The following is a 17,966-nucleotide window of genomic DNA, read 5'->3' as shown; positions in this document are numbered from 1 at the left end:
GAAAAGAAGCCGCAGCACAACAACAAGGACCCGATGAAACTCACCGCCAACGGCCTGCAGATCGAAGTCGACGATACCGGTGGCGGCAGCGCAGACGGGCGCCCTGTCATCCTGCTCATCATGGGCCTGGGCATGCAGTTGATCGCCTGGCCCACCGCCTTCGTGCAGCAACTGGTCGACGCCGGCTTTCGCGTGGTGCGCCACGACAACCGCGACATCGGCCTGAGCCAGGGCTTCGACCATGCCGGCACCGGCAACTTCATCTGGGAAACCATCCGCCACCGGCTCGGCCTCAAGGTGCGCTCGGCCTACACCCTGCAGGACATGACGCGCGATTCGATCGGCGTGCTCGACGCGCTCGGCATCGCCAAGGCCCACATCGTCGGTGCCTCGATGGGCGGCATGATCGCGCAGCGCCTGGCCGCCACCGCGCCGCATCGCGCCGCGAGCCTCGTGAGCATCATGAGTTCGAGCGGCGCGCGCGGCCTGCCCGGCCCGCGCCGCGAAGTCGCGGCCATGCTCATGCGCCGGCCTCTTGGCAAGAGCGAAGCCGAGCTTGTGGCGCACAGCATCAGGCTGCTGCGGCTCATCCAGAGCCCGGCCTATCCGCAGACCGACGAAGAACTGGCCGAGCGCCTCACCTTCAGCATGCGCCGCGCCTATCACCCGGCCGGCATGCTGCGGCAGATGCTCGCCATCGGCGCCGACGACGAGCGCCCGAAGGTGCTGCCGCGCATCCAGAGCCCGACGCTGGTGCTGCACGGCGACGCCGATGCCCTCGTGCCCATCGCGTGCGGGGAAGACTCGGCCAGGCGCATTCCCGGCGCGCAGTTCGTCGCCGTTCCCGGCATGGGCCACGACCTGCCGCCCGAGGTCTGCACCATCCTCGCCAACCACATCGCCCCGTTCGCCCATGCAGCGGACGCCAAGGACAAGACATGAGCACCGACAACCAACCCCACGACCCGAACGTTCCGAACGTTCACGACACCCCCGAGCAATCGCAGCTGGGCCGCGCCTCGGCGTATGCCGACAGGTACGACCCCTCGCTGCTGTTCCCCATCGCCCGCGCCACCCAGCGCGAAGCCATGGGCATCCGGGCCGGCGCCTTGCCCTTCTTCGGCGCCGACCTCTGGACCGCCTTCGAAGTGAGCTGGCTCAACCCGCGCGGCAAGCCGCAGCTGGCCATCGCGCACTTCACCATCCCGTGCGAAACGCCGAACATCATCGAGAGCAAGTCGTTCAAGCTCTACCTGAACAGCTTCAACAACAGCACCTTCGCAAGCGTCGATGCCGTGCGCGAGCACCTGCGCACCGACCTCGCCGAAGCCGCTTGGCGCGGCAGCGACCAGACCGGTGGCATCGGCGTGAAGCTGCTCACGCCCGAGCTGTTCGACCGCGAGCCGGTGCATGAAATCGACGGCCTCGACCTCGACCGGCTCGACATCGAGTGCACCCGCTACCAGCCCGCGCCCGAGCTGCTGAGCAGCGACGCCACGCAGGTGCACGTGAACGAGACCCTGACCAGCCGCCTGCTCAAGAGCAACTGCCTCGTCACCGGCCAGCCCGACTGGGGCAGCGTGCAGATCCGCTACAGCGGCCCGCCCATCGACCAGGCCGGGCTGCTCGCGTACATCGTGAGCTTTCGCAACCACAACGAATTCCACGAGCCCTGCGCCGAGCGCATGTTCACCGACATCTGGCGCCAGTGCCAGCCCACCAAGCTCGCGGTGTATGCGCGCTACACGCGGCGCGGCGGGCTGGACATCAACCCGTTCCGCACGAGCTGGCCGCAGGCGCTGCCGGCGAACATTCGCACGGCGCGGCAGTAAACAGCCGGGGCGCCGCCGAAGACCCTCTTCGGAAACCCGAAAGCCGCTCCTGCCACTCCTGTGGCATTCTGGATTTGCCCGTCAATCGCGCGGGCAAACATCCGGAGCAGAGACAAAAATGGTTGAAGGAAAAGTGGTCGTCGTCACCGGCGCGGGCGGCGGCATCGGGCGCGACATCGCACTGGCCATGGCCCGCAACGGCGCCAAGGTGGTGGTCAACGACATCGGCGCCGCGCTCGACGGCGCCGGCGGCAGCACCGGCCCGGCGCAGCAGGTGGTCGATGAGATCCGCGCCGCCGGCGGCCAGGCCGTGCCCAACACCGACAGCGTGGCCGATGCCGCCAGCGCGGCGCGCATCGTCGAATGCGCCGTCGAAAGCTTCGGCCGCATCGATGCGGTGGTCAACAACGCCGGCATCCTGCGCGACCGCTTCTTCCACAAGATGTCGGTCGACGAATGGGACGCCGTGCTCAAGGTGCACCTGTACGGCGCCTACTACGTGAGCCGCGCGGCCGCCACGCACTTCAAGGAGCAGAACGCCGGCGCGATGGTGCACATGACCTCGACCTCGGGCCTCATCGGCAACTTCGGCCAGGCCAACTACGCGGCGGCCAAGCTCGGCATCGTGGCGCTGTCGAAGTCCATCGCGCTCGACATGCTCAAGTTCAACGTGCGCTCCAACTGCATCGCGCCCTTTGCCTGGAGCCGCATGATCGGCGCCATTCCCACCGACACCGACGAGCAGCGCGCCCGCGTCGACAAGATCAAGCAGATGACGCCGGCCAAGGTCGCACCGCTCGCCGTGTACCTGGCGAGCGATGCGGCGAGTGCGGTCAATGGGCAGATTTTTTCGGTGCGCAACAACGAAATTTCGCTCATCAGCCAGCCGCGCCCGGTGCGCTCCGTGCACCGCTCCGAAGGCTGGACGCCGCAGAGCATCGCCGAGCACGCCATGCCCGCGATGCGCGCCAGCTTCTATCCGCTGGACCGCTCGGCCGACGTGTTCAGCTGGGACCCGGTCTGAGGTCAAACCCGCACAAGGGCGCACACCGGGGCGCGCATCGCATCATTCGCCGGACAATGCGCGTTCCTTTTCTCCTTCGTGCGGCTGCCCGGTGAACCTGCATTTCGACCTGTTCGACCTGAAACTGTTCGTCTACGTGGCGGACGCGCGCAGCCTCACGCGCGGCGCCGAAAAAGCCTGCATCTCGCTGGCTGCCGCCTCCACCCGCATCAAGCAGATGGAAGAGGCCGTGGGCGGCAAGCTGCTGCATCGCAGCGCGCAGGGCGTGACGCTCACCGCCGCCGGGCAGGCCGTGCTGTACCACGCCAAGCGCGTGATGCAGCAGATGGAGCACCTGCGCTGCGACATGCAGGACTTCGGCAAGGGCATCAAGGGCCACGTGCGGGTGTTCGCCAACACCACCTCCATCACCGAATACCTGCCGCAAAAGCTCGCAGGCTTTCTCACGCAGCATCCGGCCGTACAGGTGGACCTGCGCGAATACCTGAGCGAAGAAATCGTGCGCGCGGTGGCCGATGGCGAGGCCGACATCGGCATCCTGGCCGGCGATGTGCACACCGGCGAATTCGACGCGCGCGCCTTCGGGCGCAACCACCTCGTGCTGGTCGTGCCGGCCACGCACCACCTTGCGGGCGCGCCCTCGGTGGCCTTTGCCGACACGCTCGACGAGCAGCACGTCGGCCTGCACCACGGCAGCGCCATCCATCGCTTTCTGCAGCGCCGCGCGGAGCTGGCGGGCCGGGGCTTCAACCCGCGCATCCAGGTCAGCAGCTTCGAAGCCATCTGCCTGATGATCGAAGCCGGCGTGGGCGTCGGCGTGCTGCCGGCGTCGTCGGCGCAGCGGCTGTCGATGGCGATGCGCATCGCCACGGTTCCATTGAGCGATGCGTGGGCCGAACGCGAACTCAAGCTCATCGCGCGCGACCGCGAGCAACTGCCGGCTTCGGCGCGCGAACTGTTCGACCACCTCGTTGCCCCCTGAAGGCGCGCGCCGCATGTCAGCCGACCTGAAATCGCTGCGTCTTTTCGTGACCGTGGCCGACCACGGCAGCATCAGCGAAGGTGCCAAGCGCTGCCACATCGCGCTGGCGGCCGCGAGCAAGCGCATCTCCGACCTCGAAGCCCGCGCGCGGCTGCCGCTGCTGGTGCGCCATGCGCGCGGCGTCACGCTCACGTCGGCGGGCCACGGCCTGCTGCTGCATGCGCGCGCCGTGCTGTCGGCCATGGACCGGCTGGGCGCCGAGCTCGACGACTTCCAGAACGGCGTGGCGGGCGTGGTCAGCATCACGGCCAATGCATCGACCATTGCGCAGTTCCTGCCGGCGCAGATCGGCTCCTTCCTGCGGCTGCATCCGGTGCTCAAGATCGACCTGCAGGAGCGCGCCAGCACCGAGGTAGTGAAGGCGGTGCAGGCCGGCCTGGCCGACATCGGCGTGATCGAGGGCAACACGCCCGCCGAGAACCTCGAATGCCTGCCGTACCGCACCGACGAGCTGGCCGTGATCGTCGCGCGCGAGCATCCGCTGGCCCGCCGCAAGCGCATCGACGTGGACGAGGTGCTGCGGCACGACCATATCGTGGTGCGCGAAGGCACGGCGCTGCACCGCGTGCTGCTGAGCGCGGCGCTGGAGGCGCAGGTGCCGCTCAAGGTGCGCATGCAGGTCGGCAGCTTCGACATGGTGTGCCGCATGGTGGAGCAGAACGTCGGCATCGGCGTGCTGCCCTATGCGGCCGTGCTGTCGCAGCTGCAGATATTGCGGTTGCGCTGCCTGAAGCTCGATGCGCCGTGGGCGGTGCGCCGGCACCTCTTGTGCGTGCGCCGGCAACAAGACCTGACCGTGGCCGCGCGCTCGGTGCTCGAGCACCTCGGCCGGCCCGACTGAGGCGAGCGGGCCCTGAGCCCGAGCCTTCGCGCGCCGCGAAGCCTCGCGCCCGCCAAAAACGAATTGTTCTCCGGCGTCCACCGCGCAAAGATCGCCCCTGCCAGATCGCAAGATCACCAGGCGGCCACCCAGCAAAGGAGACATTCTTGAAGATCATCCGCGTCAGCGCCACGCCGCTGAACATCCCGGTCACCATCGACGTGGTGGGCCTGAACAAGCAGACATCGCTGTCCCTGTGCCTGACCGAGATCGAGACCGACACCGGCCTCGTCGGCCACGGCATGACCGCCATCACCGAAGAAGAAATCATCGCCGCCGCCGTGCGCGAAGTGGCCGGCCCCGCGCTCATCGGCGAAGACCCGATGGCCACCGAGCGCCTGTGGGACAAGCTCTACTGGCTGCTGTCGCCACGCGGCCAGACCGGCTACGCCAGCCACACCATCGCCGCGCTCGACATCGCGCTGTGGGACATCAAGGCCAAGGCACTCGGCCAGCCGCTGTGGCGCCTGCTCGGCGGTGCACGCGCCAAGGTGCCGGTGTACGCCACCTTCGGCTTCGGGTTCTTCGAGCGCGACCAGCTCGCGGCCGCCGCCAAGCTGTGGGTGTCGCAGGGCTTCCAGCGCCTGAAGATGACCGTCGGCAACCACGCGCTGGCGCGCCGCGACGAACCGCGGCCGCTCGACGAAGTCATCGCCGAAGACGTGCGCCGCGTCGCCGCCGTGCGCGAAGCCGTCGGCCCCGACGTGAAGCTGTACGTCGACGCCAACTGCGGCCTCGACCTGTTTCATGCGACCGAACTGGCGCAGCGCATCGAGCCCTACGGCATCAGCTTCTTCGAGGAGCCGCTCACGCAGAACGACGTGCGCCAGATGGCCCAGCTGCGCGCGCGCACCCGCATCCCGCTGGCCTGCGGCCAGAACGAAGGCCTGGCCTTCCGTTTCCGCGACCTGCTGGTGAACCAGGCGGCCGACGTGCTGCAGCCCAACGTGACCATCTCGGGCGGCTATTCGCAGTGCCTGAAGATCGCCGGCATGGCGCAGGCCTTCAATGTGCCCATCGACAACGGCGGCGCCTGGCCCTTCCACAACATGCACCTGCATGCGGGCGTGTCGAACGGCGGTCTGGTCGAGTACCACTACGTCGCCGTGCAGATGCTCAAGCAGATCTTCGATGGCCTGCCAGTGCCCGACCAGGGCTGGCTCACGCTGCCCGAGACGCCGGGGCTCGGCTTTGCGCCCAATGCCGAGCGCGTGCGCGAGCTGGCGAAACTACCGACCTCGCACGGAAAGGGCAAGGCCTGAGCCGAGGCGCGAGCGACGCACGCACGCACGCAGCAAGACAATTTCCGAACATGACCAGGCCGCGCAGACGGCCGGCGATGACCCCAGAACAACGGAGACATGATGAAAGCCAGACAAGCGAATCGACCGCCGGCGCGCCGGCATGCATTGCGGGCCGTGGTGGCCCTGGGCCTGATGGGGGCGCTGGCCGCGCCCGCCGCATGGGCCCAGCAGAAGTACCCCGACAAGCCCATCCGCCTCGTGGTGGGCTACTCGGCCGGCGGCGGGGTCGACGCGGTGGCGCGCCTGCTCGGCGTGCGCCTGTCGGCCGTGCTGGGCCAGCAGGTGCTGGTCGAAAACCGCACCGGCGCCACCGGGCTCATCGCGGCCGACCTCGTGGCGAAGGCGCCGCCCGATGGCTACACGCTGATGATGGGCGACAGCGCTTTGCTCATTGCCAAGCTGCTGCAGCCGAAGATGGGCATCGACCCGCTGACCAGCTTCAAGCCGGTGGCGGGCGCCTTCATCTCGCCGCTGATGATCGTCACCGGCAACGACTTTCCGGCGAAGACGCCGGCCGAACTGGTGACGCTGCTCAAGGCGCATCCGGCCCGCTATTCGTTTGCCACCTCGGGTGTCGGCACCGTGCAGCACCTGGGCTTCGAGATGCTCAAGCAGTCCACCGGCACTTTCGTCGTGCATGTGCCATACCGTGGCGCTGCGCAGATCGTGCCCGACGTGATCGGCGGGCAGGTGCCGATCGGCGTGGTCAGCGCCACGGCCGCGATGGCGCAGGCCAAGGCGGGCAAGCTGCGGGCGCTGGCGTTGATGAACACCGCTAAGCTCGAAGGCGCGGAGGGCGTCGCGCCGCTGGCCGATGCATTGCCGGGCTTCGACGTGGCGCCGCGCATCTTCGTGCTGGCGCCGGCCGGTACGCCGAACGAGATCGTGCAGAAGCTCTCCACTGCGGTGAAGACGGTGCTCGATACGCCTGAAGCTGGGGCTGCTGCTGCCGCACAGGGCACATTGCGGGCCTATGCGACGCCGGCTCAATTGGGCAAGGACATGGCGGATGAGACCGCGCGGTGGAAACGCATCATTGCGGAGCAGCACATCGTGGCTGAAGGGAACTAGGTTTTTGTGTGGGGGGTGCGTCGTTCAGGGCGACGCTCACGCCGACGGGGTGCCTTGCTCCGCGAATGTCCCTCGCCCCTCCTCCTTTATTTCGCTGCGCAAGGCACCCCGCCAGCGTGAGCGTTGAGCAGTGCGGTTGTTGATCGGCGAGCACAACGACAGCGCCTCTTGTGCGCAGGGCATCGGGTGCTCCCCGCAGCGAAATAAAGGAGGAGGCCGCAGGCCGGGGGACATTCGCGAAGGGGAGTACCCGATGTCCTGTGCACGCGCCCCGAACAAACGACACAAGAACACAAGCAACAAGCAGAGGAACCACTGAATGCAACAACCCCATCTAGGCCTGATCGTCCCACCCGCCGCCGGCGCAGTCCCCGTAGACGGCCCGCTGCTCTACGGCGACCGAATCCGCTTCAGCGCCCGCGGGCTCGGCCTTGGCGAAATCTCCACGCGCGGCTACACGGAGGTGATCGACTCGGTCATCGACAAGGCCCTCGAACTCAAGGCCGATGGCGTGAGCGCCGTGTCGCTTATGGGCACTTCACTGAGCTTCTTTCGCGGCGCCGCATTCAACCGGCAGCTTGAAGTGGAAATGGCCAGTGCCACCGGCCTGCCGTGTTCCACCATGAGCAACGCCATCGTCAACGGGCTGCGCAGCCTGGGCATCCGGCGCGTGGCGGTGGCCACGGCCTACATCGACGAAGTGAACACGCAGCTGCGGCTCTATCTGGCGCAGAGCGACTTCGAGCCGCTGGCGCTCGAAGGGCTCTCGATCTCCGATGTGCAGAAGGTCGGCGAGGTGCCGACGCAGGTGCTGGTCGATCTTTGCGTGAAAGTCTTCGAGGCCCAACCGGGTGCCGATGGAATCCTCATCTCGTGCGGCGGGCTGGTCACGCTCGATGCGGTGCGCGAGGTCGAGGCGCGGCTTCAGGTGCCGGTGGTCTCCAGCTCGCCGGCGGGCTTCTGGGACCTGGTGCGCACGGCCGGACTCGATGCACGCTCGCCCGGCCAGGGACGCCTTTTCGCCTGAAGACGCCTAGGCGAGCAGACGCTCGACCTTTGGCGCGTCGGCCAACTGCCAGATGCGCTGGCACAAGGCCTTTGCTTCTTGCGCCGTCGCTCCTTCGCCGTAGTGCGTCAGGCGCTGCATCTTGTCTTCGATCTCTGCCCGGCTCAGGCTGTTGCCCGGATCGCCCTTGGGCTCGTCCACGCGGCCCTGCAGCGTGCGGCCATCGGCGGTGTGCACGCTGACCTTGCCGATCCAGCGCGCGGGGTAGGCCGTATCGACTTCGGTGTCGAGTTGCATCGTCACCTTGTCGCGAAAGGCCGCAACCTCTGGCGCAAGAAAGTCGCGGTCGAACTCGCCCAGGCCCGCGCGGCCGTGCACCGCGATCAGGCCCAGCACGGTGCCCATCGAGAACTTGCCCTGGTGCACGGTCGCCGGCACGGTCACGCGGCCCAGCACGTCGATGGCGCCCTGGTGCACGTGCGTGGTCACGTGCGAAACGTCTTTCGGCTTGAGCTTGTTCTGCGTCATCACCTGCAGCAGCGCATCGGCTGCCGTATGCGTGTGGCGGCAAGAAGCGTGGTACTTGAAGGAGGTTTCGGCCAGCGCCCAGCGCGTGCCGAGCCGGTCGGTGAGCTTCGCAGGATCGGCATCGCTCGACATGCCCACGCCAAGGCCCTGCGCGCCTTCGAGGATTCTTGCGGCACCCGTGAAGCCGTCTTGCGCAAGGTAAGCCGACATCAACCCGCTGGCTGCGGCATGCGCGCAATGCAGTTGCTTGGAATCGGCGGCATCGCGCAAGAACTCCCACACACCGGCAGATTGCGTGCCGGCCGAGCCGAAGGCATGCAGCATCTGTTGCGGCGTGAGGTCGAGCAGGCGGCCCACTGCGGCGGCGGCCGCGAGCGTGCCCGCCGTCGCAGTGGTGTGGAAGGTCTTGTAGTGCGAGCGGCCGAGGAACTCACCGACGCGGATGCCGACTTCATAACCCGCGACCACGGCCGTCAGTAACTGCGCGCCGCTGGCACCGATGCTTTGTGCCACCGCGAGTGCGGGCGCAATCACCACGGCAGCCGGGTGAAACACCGAGCCGTTGTGCACATCGTCCTGCTCCACGAAGTGCGAGGCGGCGGCATTGACCAGCGCCGCGAACACGGGCGAGCTGGTGCGGCGCGACGTCAGTATTTCACTCGGCCCGTCGGCGGGGCCCATCATCTGCGCGAAGCGCTCGATGCTGCGCACCGGGCGCGACGTGCGGGCCGCGAGCACCGAGCCGAGCCAGTCGAGCATCAGGTCTTCGGTGCGGCGCAAGACAGGGGCAGGGATGTCCGCGAACTTCAGTTCGGCGGCGAAGGTGGCGAGCACTTTGCTCGGATGATTCGAATCGGTCATGGGTGCGGTCCCTTCAGAACGAGCGGGGCAGGCCGAGCATGTGCTCCGCAACGTAGCTCAGGATGAGATTGGTCGAGATCGGCGCGACCTGGTACAGCCGCGTTTCCCTGAACTTGCGCTCGATGTCGTATTCGCAGGCAAAGCCGAAGCCGCCGTGGAACTGCAGGCAGGCATTGGCCGCTTCCCAGCTTGCCTTGGCCGCGAGGTACTTCGCCATGTTGGCCTGCGCGCCGCAGGGCTGGTGCGCGTCGAACAGGCGACAGGCCTCGTAGCGCATCAGGTTGGCGGCTTCGATCTCGATGAAGGCTTCGGCAATCGGAAACTGCACGCCCTGGTTCTGGCCGATGGGGCGGCCGAACACCACGCGCTCCTTGGTGTAGGCCGTCACCTTGTCGATGAACCAGTAGCCGTCGCCGATGCACTCGGCCGCGATCAGCGTGCGCTCGGCGTTCAGGCCGTCGAGGATGTACTTGAAGCCCTGGCCTTCCTCGCCGATCAGGTTCTCGGCCGGAATCTCCAGGTTCTCGAAGAACAGCTCGTTGGTCTCGTGGTTCACCATGTTCAGGATGGGCCGCACCGTCATGCCTTTGCCGATGGCTTCGCGCAGGTCGACGATGAAGATCGACATGCCTTCGGACTTCTTCTTCACGTCCGCCAGCGGCGTGGTGCGTGCCAGCAGGATCATCAGGTCTGAATGCTGGATGCGCGAGATCCACACCTTCTGCCCGTTGATGACGTAGCGGTCGCCCTTCTTCACGGCCGTGGTCTTGATCTTGGTGGTGTCGGTGCCGGTGCTGGGCTCGGTCACGCCCATCGACTGCAGGCGCAGCTCGCCGGTGGCGATGCGTGGGAGGTACTCGCGCTTTTGCGCTTCGCTGCCATGGCGCAGCAGCGTGCCCATGTTGTACATCTGGCCGTGGCAGGCGCCGGAGTTGCCGCCGCAGCGGTTGATCTCTTCCATGATGACCGAGGCTTCGGTCAGGCCCAGGCCCGAGCCACCGTATTCCTGCGGAATCAGCGCGGCCATCCAGCCGGCCTTGGTGAGCGCATCGACAAACTCGGCGGGGTAGCCACGGGCCTCGTCGATCTTGCGGAAATACTCGTTGGGAAACTGCGCGCACAGGTCGCGCACCGCATCGCGGATGTCGGGAAAGCTCTTGTCGTTGGCGTTGTTCATCGTCGTTTGCTGTTCGCTCGTTCGCTCGCTCAGTCCTGGCGCGGGCCGCCGGCTTCCTTTTCCACACGCTGCCAGATCTCGATGGCCATCGGGTCGTCGATCTCTTCGAGGATGTGGCCCACCAGGCCGATGGCGCGCGCCATCACGCCGAAGCCGCGAATGATCTTCCACGGAAAGCCGAACTCGGCGGCAATCGCGCCGATGGCGCCGGTGGCGTTGATCGGCAGCGACTTGCCCGACACGCGCTCGGCTTCTTCCTGCACCGCCTGCATCAGTGCGACGTAGTGGCTCGACAGGCCGTTCTCGGCCGCGATCTGAAAGAGGCGCGGCGTGCGCGGATCGATCGGCTTGTGCAGCGGATGGCCCAGGCCCGGCACGATCTGCTTGCGCGCACGGTAATCGGCCACGATGTCTTTCGCCATGTCGGCGAGCGGGCGCGTCGGCTTCTCGCCGAACGGAATCGCCTCGTACAGCATCTTGGCCGCGCCTTCGGTGCTGCCCACGAACACCGTGCCCAGGCCGCACAGGCCGGCGGCCACTGCGGCCTGCAGTGCCTCGGGGGCGCCTGCGTAAGTGAGGCGCGCAGCCAGCGCGCTGGGCGTGACGCCATGCTCGACCAACGTGACAACGATGGCGTTGAAGGTCACCGACTCCTGCGGCGTCGGGATGCGCCCGGTCAGCTCCAGGAAGGCCATGTCGCCCAGGTTCAGGTGGCCGAGGATCTCGGACGGCAGATCGCGCCCGCGAACGGTGATCTTGTCGGGCGTGCTGTGGCCGAGTTCGGTGTGCAGGGATTTCTTGATCTTGGTCATGGGGCGAATTTATGCCTCTGTACGCAAGGCTGCTCTTTGATTGCGAAACCCTCCCTTCGGCAAATGCAAATGCCCTGCGGCGGGGTCTTCAGGCACGCTGCGATCCGTCTTTGCAACGGAACGAGGCAGGCAAACTGGATGGACACCGAATCACTCGCGGCAGTGCGCGAAGCGGCGCTGGACTACTTCGTGCGAAGCCGCGCCATCGGCAGGCGGCGCACCCGCACCGAACAACCGGACGGCGACGAAGCACAAAGCTGGAAGGACATCGTGGCCCTCGGCTGGCCCGGCATGCTGGCACCTGAATCGGCGGGCGGCCTGGCGCTGGGGCTCGACGGTGCGGCAGAAATCCTGCGCGCCGCGGGCGAGCATGTTGCGCCCGAACCGCTGCTCGCAGTGGCCGGCCTCAGCGCATTGCTGCTGGCGCGGCTGGACACGCCGGGCGCACATGCCTTGCTGCGCGAACTGGTCGAAGGCCGCAGCCTGCCCGCACTGGCCTGGCAGGAAAGCGCGGGCGACCTGAGCGCGGTGCCGCTGGCCTGCGGCTGCGAGGTGCATGGCGCACAGGCGGGCGGCGTGCTGCTCCAAGGCGAAAAGCTCATGGTGCTGCCCGGCGCTGCCGCCAGCGGCTGGCTGGTGTCGGCGCGCGGTGACGACGATGCGGTGCTGCTGTGGGTGCCGCGCGGCACCGAAGGCGTGAGCGAAACGCTGGTGCCGCTGGTCGATGGCAGCCAGGCCGCCAACCTGCGTTTCGAGCAGGTCGTGTTGCCGCCCGGCGCCGTGCTGGCCGAAGGCGTCGCCGCGCAAGACGCGCTGCGCTACGCACTCGCGGCTGGCCAGATCCTGCAGGCGGCCGAGTTATTGGGCGCGGGGCAGGCGATGCTGGCGCAGACGCTGGTGTACCTGCGCACGCGTTCGCAGTTCGGCAAGCCCATCGGCAGCTTCCAGGCGCTGCAGCACCGCTGCGTCGATATGTTCATTCACCTCGAAGTGGCGCAGGCCACATTGAACGAAGTGCTCGCGCTGGCGGCGCAAGGCCTGTCGTGCAACCGGCTCGAAGCCGAGGCCAGCCGCGCGAATGCGCGCTGCACCGCCGCCGCGCTGCAGGCCTCGCGCGCGGCCGTGCAGCTGCATGGCGCCATCGGCTACACGCAGGAATGCGACCTGAGCCTGTTCTACAAGCGCGCGCTGTGCCTTTCGGCATGGCTGGGTAACGTCACGGCACATCAGCGCCGCCATGCCGCGCTGACGGAAGAGGCCGGCAGTACCTCGGGCACGACGGAAGCCTGGACCGGCGAGTTCCCGCGCCAGGCCGACTGGGCCGCGATGCCCGAGCCCGATTTCCGCCGCATGGTGCGCGGCTTTCTGCAGCAGCGCTATCCGCAAGAACTGCGCTACCTGTCGCACCGCGCACGCTGGAGCGAGATGCGCGAGTGGTACCTCACGCTGTCGGGGCAGGGCTGGATCGCACCGGCGTGGCCGCAGGCGCATGGCGGCATGGGCCTGCCGGCCGACAAGCTCATCGCCTGGATCGAGGAACTGGAGCAGTACGGCGTGGCACGCGCGCCCGACCAGGGCATCGTGATGATCGGGCCGCTGCTGATCCAGCACGGAACGCCCGAGCAGCAGCAGCGCTTTCTGCCGCGCATCCTGAGCGGCGAGCATGTGTGGTGCCAGGGCTATTCGGAGCCCAACGCCGGCTCCGACCTTGCGGGTCTGCGCACCGAGGCCTTGCCCGCGCGCGATGCGCAGGGCGATCACTTCGTCGTCAATGGCCAGAAGATCTGGACCACGCTCGCGCAGGACGCCAACCACATCTTCATGCTTGTGCGCACCGACAAGGATGCGCGCAAGCAGGAGGGCATCAGCTTCCTGCTGTGCGACCTGCGCACGCCGGGCATCACCGTGCGGCCGATCCACACGCTGGCGGGCGAGCCGGAGTTCTGCGAGGTGTTCTTCGACAACGTGCGCGTGCCGGCCGAGAACCTCGTGGGCAAGCTGCACGGCGGCTGGACGATCGCGAAGGCGTTGCTGGGTTTCGAGCGCATCTTTCTCGGCAGCCCCAAGCAGTCGCAGTACGCGCTGGGCCAGCTCGCGCGGCTGGCGCAGGCGCGGCGCCTGTTCGCCGACCCGGTGTTTGCGCAGCGCTTCGTCGCGTTGCGGCTCGACGTGGCCGACCTGACCGCCGCCTACACGAGCTTTGCCGACATCGTGCGGGCCGGCAAGCCGCTGCCCGCGTCGGTGTCGCTGCTGAAGATCTGGGCCAGCGAGACTTTCCACCGCATCGGCGCGCTGCTGGTCGAGGCCGGGGAAGAGCAGGGCGCTGTTGCCGGCGACCAGGTGCTCGATGGGCAGACCTTCAACGTGCTGTCGCCGCTTATCGGCTCCACCGCCGCAATGATCTACGGCGGCACCAACGAGATACAGCGCAACATCCTCGCGCGGCAAGTTTTGGACTTGCCGGCCTGAGCGATGTGAGCCGCCGAAGAAATACACAACAGGAGACAACGCCCATGACACCCATCGACTTCTCGCGCCGCCACCTCATGGCCGCGCTGGCGGGCAGCGCAGCGCTCGCCACGCTGCCCTTGCCTTCTCGCGTTCTTGCGCAGCAGCCCTTGCCATCGCTCATCAAGCTCGTGGTCGGCTATTCGGCCGGTGGCCCGGTCGATGGCGCGGCGCGGCTGCTCGCGCCCGCGCTGAGCCAGGAGCTGGGCACGCAGGTCATCGTCGACAACCGGCCCGGCGCCAGCGGTTCGCTCGGCGGCGACGCGGTCGCCAAGGCCGCGCCCGACGGCACCGTGCTGTTCTTCGGCGCGAGCCCGACCATCACCATCAACCCGAACGTGCAGCGCCACATGGCCTTCGATCCGATGAAGGACCTGACGCCCATCGCGCCGCTGGTGGACTACACCAACGTGCTGGTGGTCAACAACGAGCTGCCCGTGCGCAACGTGGGCGAGCTGCTGGCCTATGCGAAGGCGCGGCCCGGCAAGGTGTTCTACGGCTCGGCGGGCGTGGGCGCGTCCAACCACCTGAGCGGCGCATTGCTGGAGAAGATGACCGGCGTGCAGATGACGCATGTGCCCTACAAGGGCAGCGCGCCCGCATTGGCCGACGTGATGGGCGGCACCGTGACGATGATGTTCGACATCATCGCCACCTCGAAGCCCTTCATCCAGTCGGGCAAGGTGCGCGCGCTGGCCGTGACCTCGCGCCAGCGCAACCGCATGCTGCCCGAGGTGCCGACCATGATCGAGTCGGGCGTGCCCGGCTACGACGTGGGCGGCTGGTTCGGCCTCTACGGCCCGGCGCGCATGGACCCGGCGCTGGTTGCGCGCGTGAATGCCGCTGCGCAGAAGATGCTGGCGCGCGAAGACATTGCGCGCCGGTTGCGCGAACAGGGCTATGACGTGTGGTCGGGGGCGCCGGACCTGCTGGCGACCAAAGGCGTGTCCGACCGCAGGCTCTGGGCGAGCGCGTCCAAGGGCATCGAGGCGGAATAGACGATGCAGCGCATTCACGAATTGCTGGAGGCGCGTGCGGCCCGCACGCCCGATGCCGTCTTTCTGTTCGGGCCCACGGGCGCCACGACCTACGCGGCCTTGCAGGCGATGGTCGACGTGGCCGCGCAAGACCTGCAGGATGCCGGCGTGCGGCCGACCGACCGCGTGGTGCTGGTGGCCGAGAACTGCGCCGCGCACATCGCGCTGCTCATGGCCTGCAGCCGCATCGGTGCGTGGTCGTGCGGCGTCAATGCGCGCATGTCGCCGGGCGAGATCGCGGCCATCGCCGAGCGGGCCGATGCGCGGCTGTGCTGCTTCACGGCCGAGGCTTCCGAATCGGCGGATCGGCATGCGCAGCGCGCCGGTGCGGTGCCGATGGCATTGCCGGGCGTGATGCGCTCGGCGGTGCGCGCCGAGGCACGTGTGGAGCCCGATGCGGCATTGGCCGACACGGCCGCCATCATCTTCACGTCGGGCACCTCGGGCACCCCCAAGGGCGTGATGGTGTCGCATCGCGGCCTGCTGCACTTCGGGCGCGTGTCGGCCACCGTGCGCGCGCTGAACGAGCGCGACCGTGCCTACGCCTTCCTGCCCATGACGCACATCTTCGGCATCGGCACGGTGCTGATGGCGGCGCTGACGGGTGGTGCATCTCTGGTGCTGCGCAGTGCCTTCTCGCCGGTCGACGTGCTGCAGGCACTGGCCGGCGAGCAGGTGTCGAACCTGCTCGGCCCGCCGACCATGTACGCGCGCCTGCTGGCCCACATCGATGCGGAGCACGTGGTGCCGCGCTTTCCGCATCTGCGCTACGTGTACACCGGCTCGGCGCCGCTCGACCCGGCGCTCAAGCAGCGCGTGGAGCGGTTGTTCGGTCAGCCGCTGCACTATGGCTACGGCCTGTCGGAGTACGCGGGCTCGGTGTTTCTCACACGCACCGAATCGCCGCGCACCGACACGGCCGCTGGCCATGCGGTGGAAGGCGGCGAGGCGCGCATCGTCACCCTCGACGGGCAGGACGCGGCACAAGGCGACACCGGCGAAATCTGGCTGCGCGGCCCGGGCCTGATGCTGGGCTACTTCCGCGATGCGGCCGCCACCGCGCAGGTGATGCGCCCCGGCGGCTGGTATGCGTCGGGCGACCTCGGGCGCTTCGGCGAAGACGGCGCGCTGTTCGTGGTCGGTCGGCTGAAGGAAATGATCATCCGCTCAGGTTTCAACGTGTACCCGGCCGAGATCGAGGCGGTGATCGGCCGCTTCGACGGCGTGCACCTGTGCGCGGTCGTCGGCGTGCCGGAGGCCGATGGCAACGAGCAGATCGTCGCCTTCGTCGAGATGAAGCCGGGCGCCGTGCTCGATGAAGCGGCCTTGCGCGTGCAACTGGTGGAGCACCTGTCGCCGTACAAGCGGCCGGCCCGCATCGAGGTGATCGACGCGATGCCGACCACGGCCAACGGCAAGCTGCTCAAGCGGGAACTGCAGGCACGGGCCCGGCAGCCCTGAGGTCCGATGGCAGGTCGCCGATGACGCTGCCGCGGCCCTTCTGCGTGTCCATGTACTCGCGCACCCGGGCGATGCGGCCTTCGCGCAGTTCGAGGATGAGGCAGTAGTCGTTGTCGTAGTGCCGGCCGCTGGGGAGCGTGGCCTGCAGGCGCATCTCGAGCATCACCGTGTCGCCCTCGCAGAGCATGGGGTGGGTGAACTGCACCGACACATCGGCCACGAACAGTTTCGGAAATTCCTCGGCCAGGAAGCGCACGATCGTGTCGGGTCCGATCATGTGATCGGTGAAGCCGAGCGCCACGCCGGTGGCGTTGTCTTTCGGCGCGAGCCATTCGGCGTCGTCGGTGAAGGCGGCCCGGATGCGCTGCGGGTCGCGGCTGGCAAAGGCCTTCCATGCCTCGGAGACGGCGCGCTTGTTCTGTTCGGGTGTCATGCGGTGTGGTGCAAGGGGAGTGAAGGAGCGGCTGAAGATAGGCATGCGGCCCGGTGCCGGCGCGCTGCTTCCGGACATCTCCAACCGGCGATGGCGATGCGGCCGGCGCTGCGCGGGGCCGGCCGTCGTAGGCTCGTTCCTACGTCCGGCGCGGGGGACGGGCCCGATACTCGTGGCCTTGCTTTCCGTTTCAGGACGTATCCCGTGACCGTGTCTCCCGTCGCTCCTCACCCCGCAGGCCACGCCCGTGCACCGGCATCCTTCACGTCGGGCCCGATGACCCTGCCGACTGGAGGTGCCGCGCGATGAAGTCGTCTCCCGGAGCGCGCAGCTGGATCGCCGCCGGCGTGCGCCATGAACTGCTCACGCGCGCCCTGCCGGCATTGCGGCACGACATGGCCGCGCCGGTGTCGGTGATCCGCATGGCGCTGCTGATGCTCAAGCGGCAGGTGGGGGCCGCCACCATCGATGCAGCCGCCTGCGAAGAGCGCGTGGCGCTGATCGACAACCAGGTGTCGGAGCTGGTCCACGCCATCCGCTCGCTGCGCGACTGGGAACTGGCGACGACCGACGACGGCATCACCCGCAGCGCGCTGGTGGCGCAGTGCGTGAGCCTGATGCGTTCGGCCTTCGACCTGCACGGCGTGGCGCTCGATGCCACCGATTCCGTTGCCGCTCAGGAGGACGAGCCGCGCTGGCCCGCGGGCGCCGCGCTGCGCTATCTCTTCCTGGGTGCGCTCGGCTACCTGCATGACGGCGTGGTCGAGGCCGTCACGATCCGCATCGAGGCCGACGGCGCCGATGCTCTGCGCCTGAGCGCCTTGCCGCGCGAACCCGGCGCCACGCAGGCCGTGCTCGACGCGCACCGTGCGCCGCGCGCGCTGGCCATCGATGCGGTCGCGCTGCAGAACCTGGCCGAAGACCTCGGCTACGCCATCGCGCTGGAGCGCGACAGCGTGCGCTTCAGCCTCGCCGCCAGCGGCGGCTGAG

General features: G+C 68.1%; 16 protein-coding genes. 12 read left to right on the top strand and 4 right to left on the bottom strand.

Going from position 1 to position 17,966, the window contains the following annotated elements:
- Positions 1–33 precede the first annotated feature (33 nt).
- The 8 genes from BLQ28_RS24660 to BLQ28_RS24625 all read left to right on the top strand — a co-directional run bounded on the left by BLQ28_RS24660 (position 34) and on the right by BLQ28_RS24625 (position 8,180).
- Positions 34–942, top strand: a complete 909-nt coding sequence (locus BLQ28_RS24660) for an alpha/beta fold hydrolase (protein WP_093245813.1) — start codon at positions 34–36, stop codon at positions 940–942.
- Positions 939–1,832, top strand: coding sequence for an NADPH-dependent 7-cyano-7-deazaguanine reductase QueF (queF, locus tag BLQ28_RS24655; protein WP_093245810.1), 894 nt, complete (start codon positions 939–941; stop codon positions 1,830–1,832). Before BLQ28_RS24660 ends, queF begins: the two co-directional genes overlap by 4 nt.
- A gap of 118 nt (positions 1,833–1,950) precedes the next feature.
- Entirely contained in the window at positions 1,951–2,856 is a 906-nt protein-coding gene (locus tag BLQ28_RS24650) for an SDR family NAD(P)-dependent oxidoreductase (protein WP_093245807.1), read from the top strand.
- Positions 2,857–2,947: 91 nt separating this feature from the next.
- Complete coding sequence (locus BLQ28_RS24645) at positions 2,948–3,838, top strand: LysR family transcriptional regulator (protein WP_093245804.1); 891 nt, start codon at positions 2,948–2,950, stop codon at positions 3,836–3,838.
- A 13-nt stretch (positions 3,839–3,851) separates the two neighbouring features.
- Positions 3,852–4,739, top strand: a complete 888-nt coding sequence (locus tag BLQ28_RS24640) for a LysR family transcriptional regulator (RefSeq protein WP_093245802.1) — start codon at positions 3,852–3,854, stop codon at positions 4,737–4,739.
- 146 nt (positions 4,740–4,885) lie between these two features.
- A complete protein-coding gene (locus tag BLQ28_RS24635) occupies positions 4,886–6,040 on the top strand; it encodes a mandelate racemase/muconate lactonizing enzyme family protein (protein WP_093245799.1) in 1,155 nt (384 codons plus the stop codon).
- 102 nt (positions 6,041–6,142) lie between these two features.
- Positions 6,143–7,153: a Bug family tripartite tricarboxylate transporter substrate binding protein gene (locus BLQ28_RS24630; protein ID WP_093246163.1), complete on the top strand. Its 1,011-nt coding sequence runs from the start codon at positions 6,143–6,145 to the stop codon at positions 7,151–7,153.
- Between the two features lie 319 nt (positions 7,154–7,472).
- Positions 7,473–8,180: an arylmalonate decarboxylase gene (locus BLQ28_RS24625; RefSeq protein ID WP_093245797.1), complete on the top strand. Its 708-nt coding sequence runs from the start codon at positions 7,473–7,475 to the stop codon at positions 8,178–8,180.
- Between the two features lie 6 nt (positions 8,181–8,186).
- On the opposite strand, the gene BLQ28_RS24620 is transcribed toward BLQ28_RS24625, so the two are convergent.
- From BLQ28_RS24620 to BLQ28_RS24610, 3 genes are read right to left on the bottom strand one after another with little or no spacing between them, the layout of a single operon-like run.
- Positions 8,187–9,548, bottom strand: a complete 1,362-nt coding sequence (locus BLQ28_RS24620) for an MmgE/PrpD family protein (RefSeq protein ID WP_093245794.1) — start codon at positions 9,546–9,548, stop codon at positions 8,187–8,189.
- A 13-nt stretch (positions 9,549–9,561) separates the two neighbouring features.
- Positions 9,562–10,725 carry an acyl-CoA dehydrogenase family protein gene (locus tag BLQ28_RS24615; RefSeq protein WP_093245791.1) on the bottom strand — a complete coding sequence of 388 codons (1,164 nt, stop codon included), beginning with the start codon at positions 10,723–10,725 and terminating at the stop codon, positions 9,562–9,564.
- 29 nt (positions 10,726–10,754) lie between these two features.
- Positions 10,755–11,537 (bottom strand): citryl-CoA lyase, encoded by a 783-nt coding sequence (locus BLQ28_RS24610; RefSeq protein ID WP_093245789.1) that lies wholly within the window; start codon positions 11,535–11,537, stop codon positions 10,755–10,757.
- Positions 11,538–11,675: 138 nt separating this feature from the next.
- Between BLQ28_RS24610 and BLQ28_RS24605 the strand changes: the two genes are divergently transcribed.
- Genes BLQ28_RS24605 through BLQ28_RS24595 form a run of 3 tightly spaced genes read left to right on the top strand, consistent with a single transcriptional unit; the run spans position 11,676 to position 16,543 of the window.
- On the top strand, positions 11,676–14,006 hold the full coding sequence (locus BLQ28_RS24605; protein ID WP_093245787.1) for an acyl-CoA dehydrogenase family protein: 2,331 nt from the start codon (positions 11,676–11,678) through the stop codon (positions 14,004–14,006).
- Positions 14,007–14,050: 44 nt separating this feature from the next.
- Positions 14,051–15,043, top strand: coding sequence for a Bug family tripartite tricarboxylate transporter substrate binding protein (locus BLQ28_RS24600; protein ID WP_093245784.1), 993 nt, complete (start codon positions 14,051–14,053; stop codon positions 15,041–15,043).
- Positions 15,044–15,046: 3 nt separating this feature from the next.
- Entirely contained in the window at positions 15,047–16,543 is a 1,497-nt protein-coding gene (locus tag BLQ28_RS24595; protein WP_093245782.1) for a class I adenylate-forming enzyme family protein, read from the top strand.
- Here BLQ28_RS24595 and BLQ28_RS24590 read toward each other — a convergent pair.
- Positions 16,506–16,976 (bottom strand): nuclear transport factor 2 family protein, encoded by a 471-nt coding sequence (locus BLQ28_RS24590; protein ID WP_093245779.1) that lies wholly within the window; start codon positions 16,974–16,976, stop codon positions 16,506–16,508. The genes BLQ28_RS24595 and BLQ28_RS24590 overlap by 38 nt on opposite strands.
- A 305-nt stretch (positions 16,977–17,281) precedes the next feature.
- Between BLQ28_RS24590 and BLQ28_RS24585 the strand changes: the two genes are divergently transcribed.
- On the top strand, positions 17,282–17,965 hold the full coding sequence (locus BLQ28_RS24585) for a hypothetical protein (RefSeq protein WP_093245777.1): 684 nt from the start codon (positions 17,282–17,284) through the stop codon (positions 17,963–17,965).
- The last annotated feature ends 1 nt before the right edge of the window (position 17,966 follow it).

It is taken from the genome of Variovorax sp. EL159, assembly GCF_900100965.1.
Classification (GTDB): domain Bacteria; phylum Pseudomonadota; class Gammaproteobacteria; order Burkholderiales; family Burkholderiaceae_C; genus Variovorax.
The sequence above is the reverse complement of the archived record's forward strand: the minus strand, read 5'-3'. Positions and strand labels throughout refer to the sequence as shown.

Excerpts from the sequence above, each read along its gene's own strand:
- BLQ28_RS24660 (WP_093245813.1), top strand. The coding sequence starts at position 34 with ATGAAACTCACCGCCAACGGCCTGCAGATCGAAGTCGACGATACCGGT.
- queF (WP_093245810.1), top strand. The coding sequence starts at position 939 with ATGAGCACCGACAACCAACCCCACGACCCGAACGTTCCGAACGTTCAC.
- BLQ28_RS24650 (WP_093245807.1), top strand. The coding sequence starts at position 1,951 with ATGGTTGAAGGAAAAGTGGTCGTCGTCACCGGCGCGGGCGGCGGCATC.
- BLQ28_RS24640 (WP_093245802.1), top strand. The coding sequence starts at position 3,852 with ATGTCAGCCGACCTGAAATCGCTGCGTCTTTTCGTGACCGTGGCCGAC.
- BLQ28_RS24630 (WP_093246163.1), top strand. The coding sequence starts at position 6,143 with ATGAAAGCCAGACAAGCGAATCGACCGCCGGCGCGCCGGCATGCATTG.
- BLQ28_RS24625 (WP_093245797.1), top strand. The coding sequence starts at position 7,473 with ATGCAACAACCCCATCTAGGCCTGATCGTCCCACCCGCCGCCGGCGCA.
- BLQ28_RS24620 (WP_093245794.1), bottom strand. The coding sequence starts at position 9,548 with ATGACCGATTCGAATCATCCGAGCAAAGTGCTCGCCACCTTCGCCGCC.
- BLQ28_RS24615 (WP_093245791.1), bottom strand. The coding sequence starts at position 10,725 with ATGAACAACGCCAACGACAAGAGCTTTCCCGACATCCGCGATGCGGTG.
- BLQ28_RS24610 (WP_093245789.1), bottom strand. The coding sequence starts at position 11,537 with ATGACCAAGATCAAGAAATCCCTGCACACCGAACTCGGCCACAGCACG.
- BLQ28_RS24605 (WP_093245787.1), top strand. The coding sequence starts at position 11,676 with ATGGACACCGAATCACTCGCGGCAGTGCGCGAAGCGGCGCTGGACTAC.
- BLQ28_RS24600 (WP_093245784.1), top strand. The coding sequence starts at position 14,051 with ATGACACCCATCGACTTCTCGCGCCGCCACCTCATGGCCGCGCTGGCG.
- BLQ28_RS24595 (WP_093245782.1), top strand. The coding sequence starts at position 15,047 with ATGCAGCGCATTCACGAATTGCTGGAGGCGCGTGCGGCCCGCACGCCC.
- BLQ28_RS24590 (WP_093245779.1), bottom strand. The coding sequence starts at position 16,976 with ATGACACCCGAACAGAACAAGCGCGCCGTCTCCGAGGCATGGAAGGCC.
- BLQ28_RS24585 (WP_093245777.1), top strand. The coding sequence starts at position 17,282 with ATGAAGTCGTCTCCCGGAGCGCGCAGCTGGATCGCCGCCGGCGTGCGC.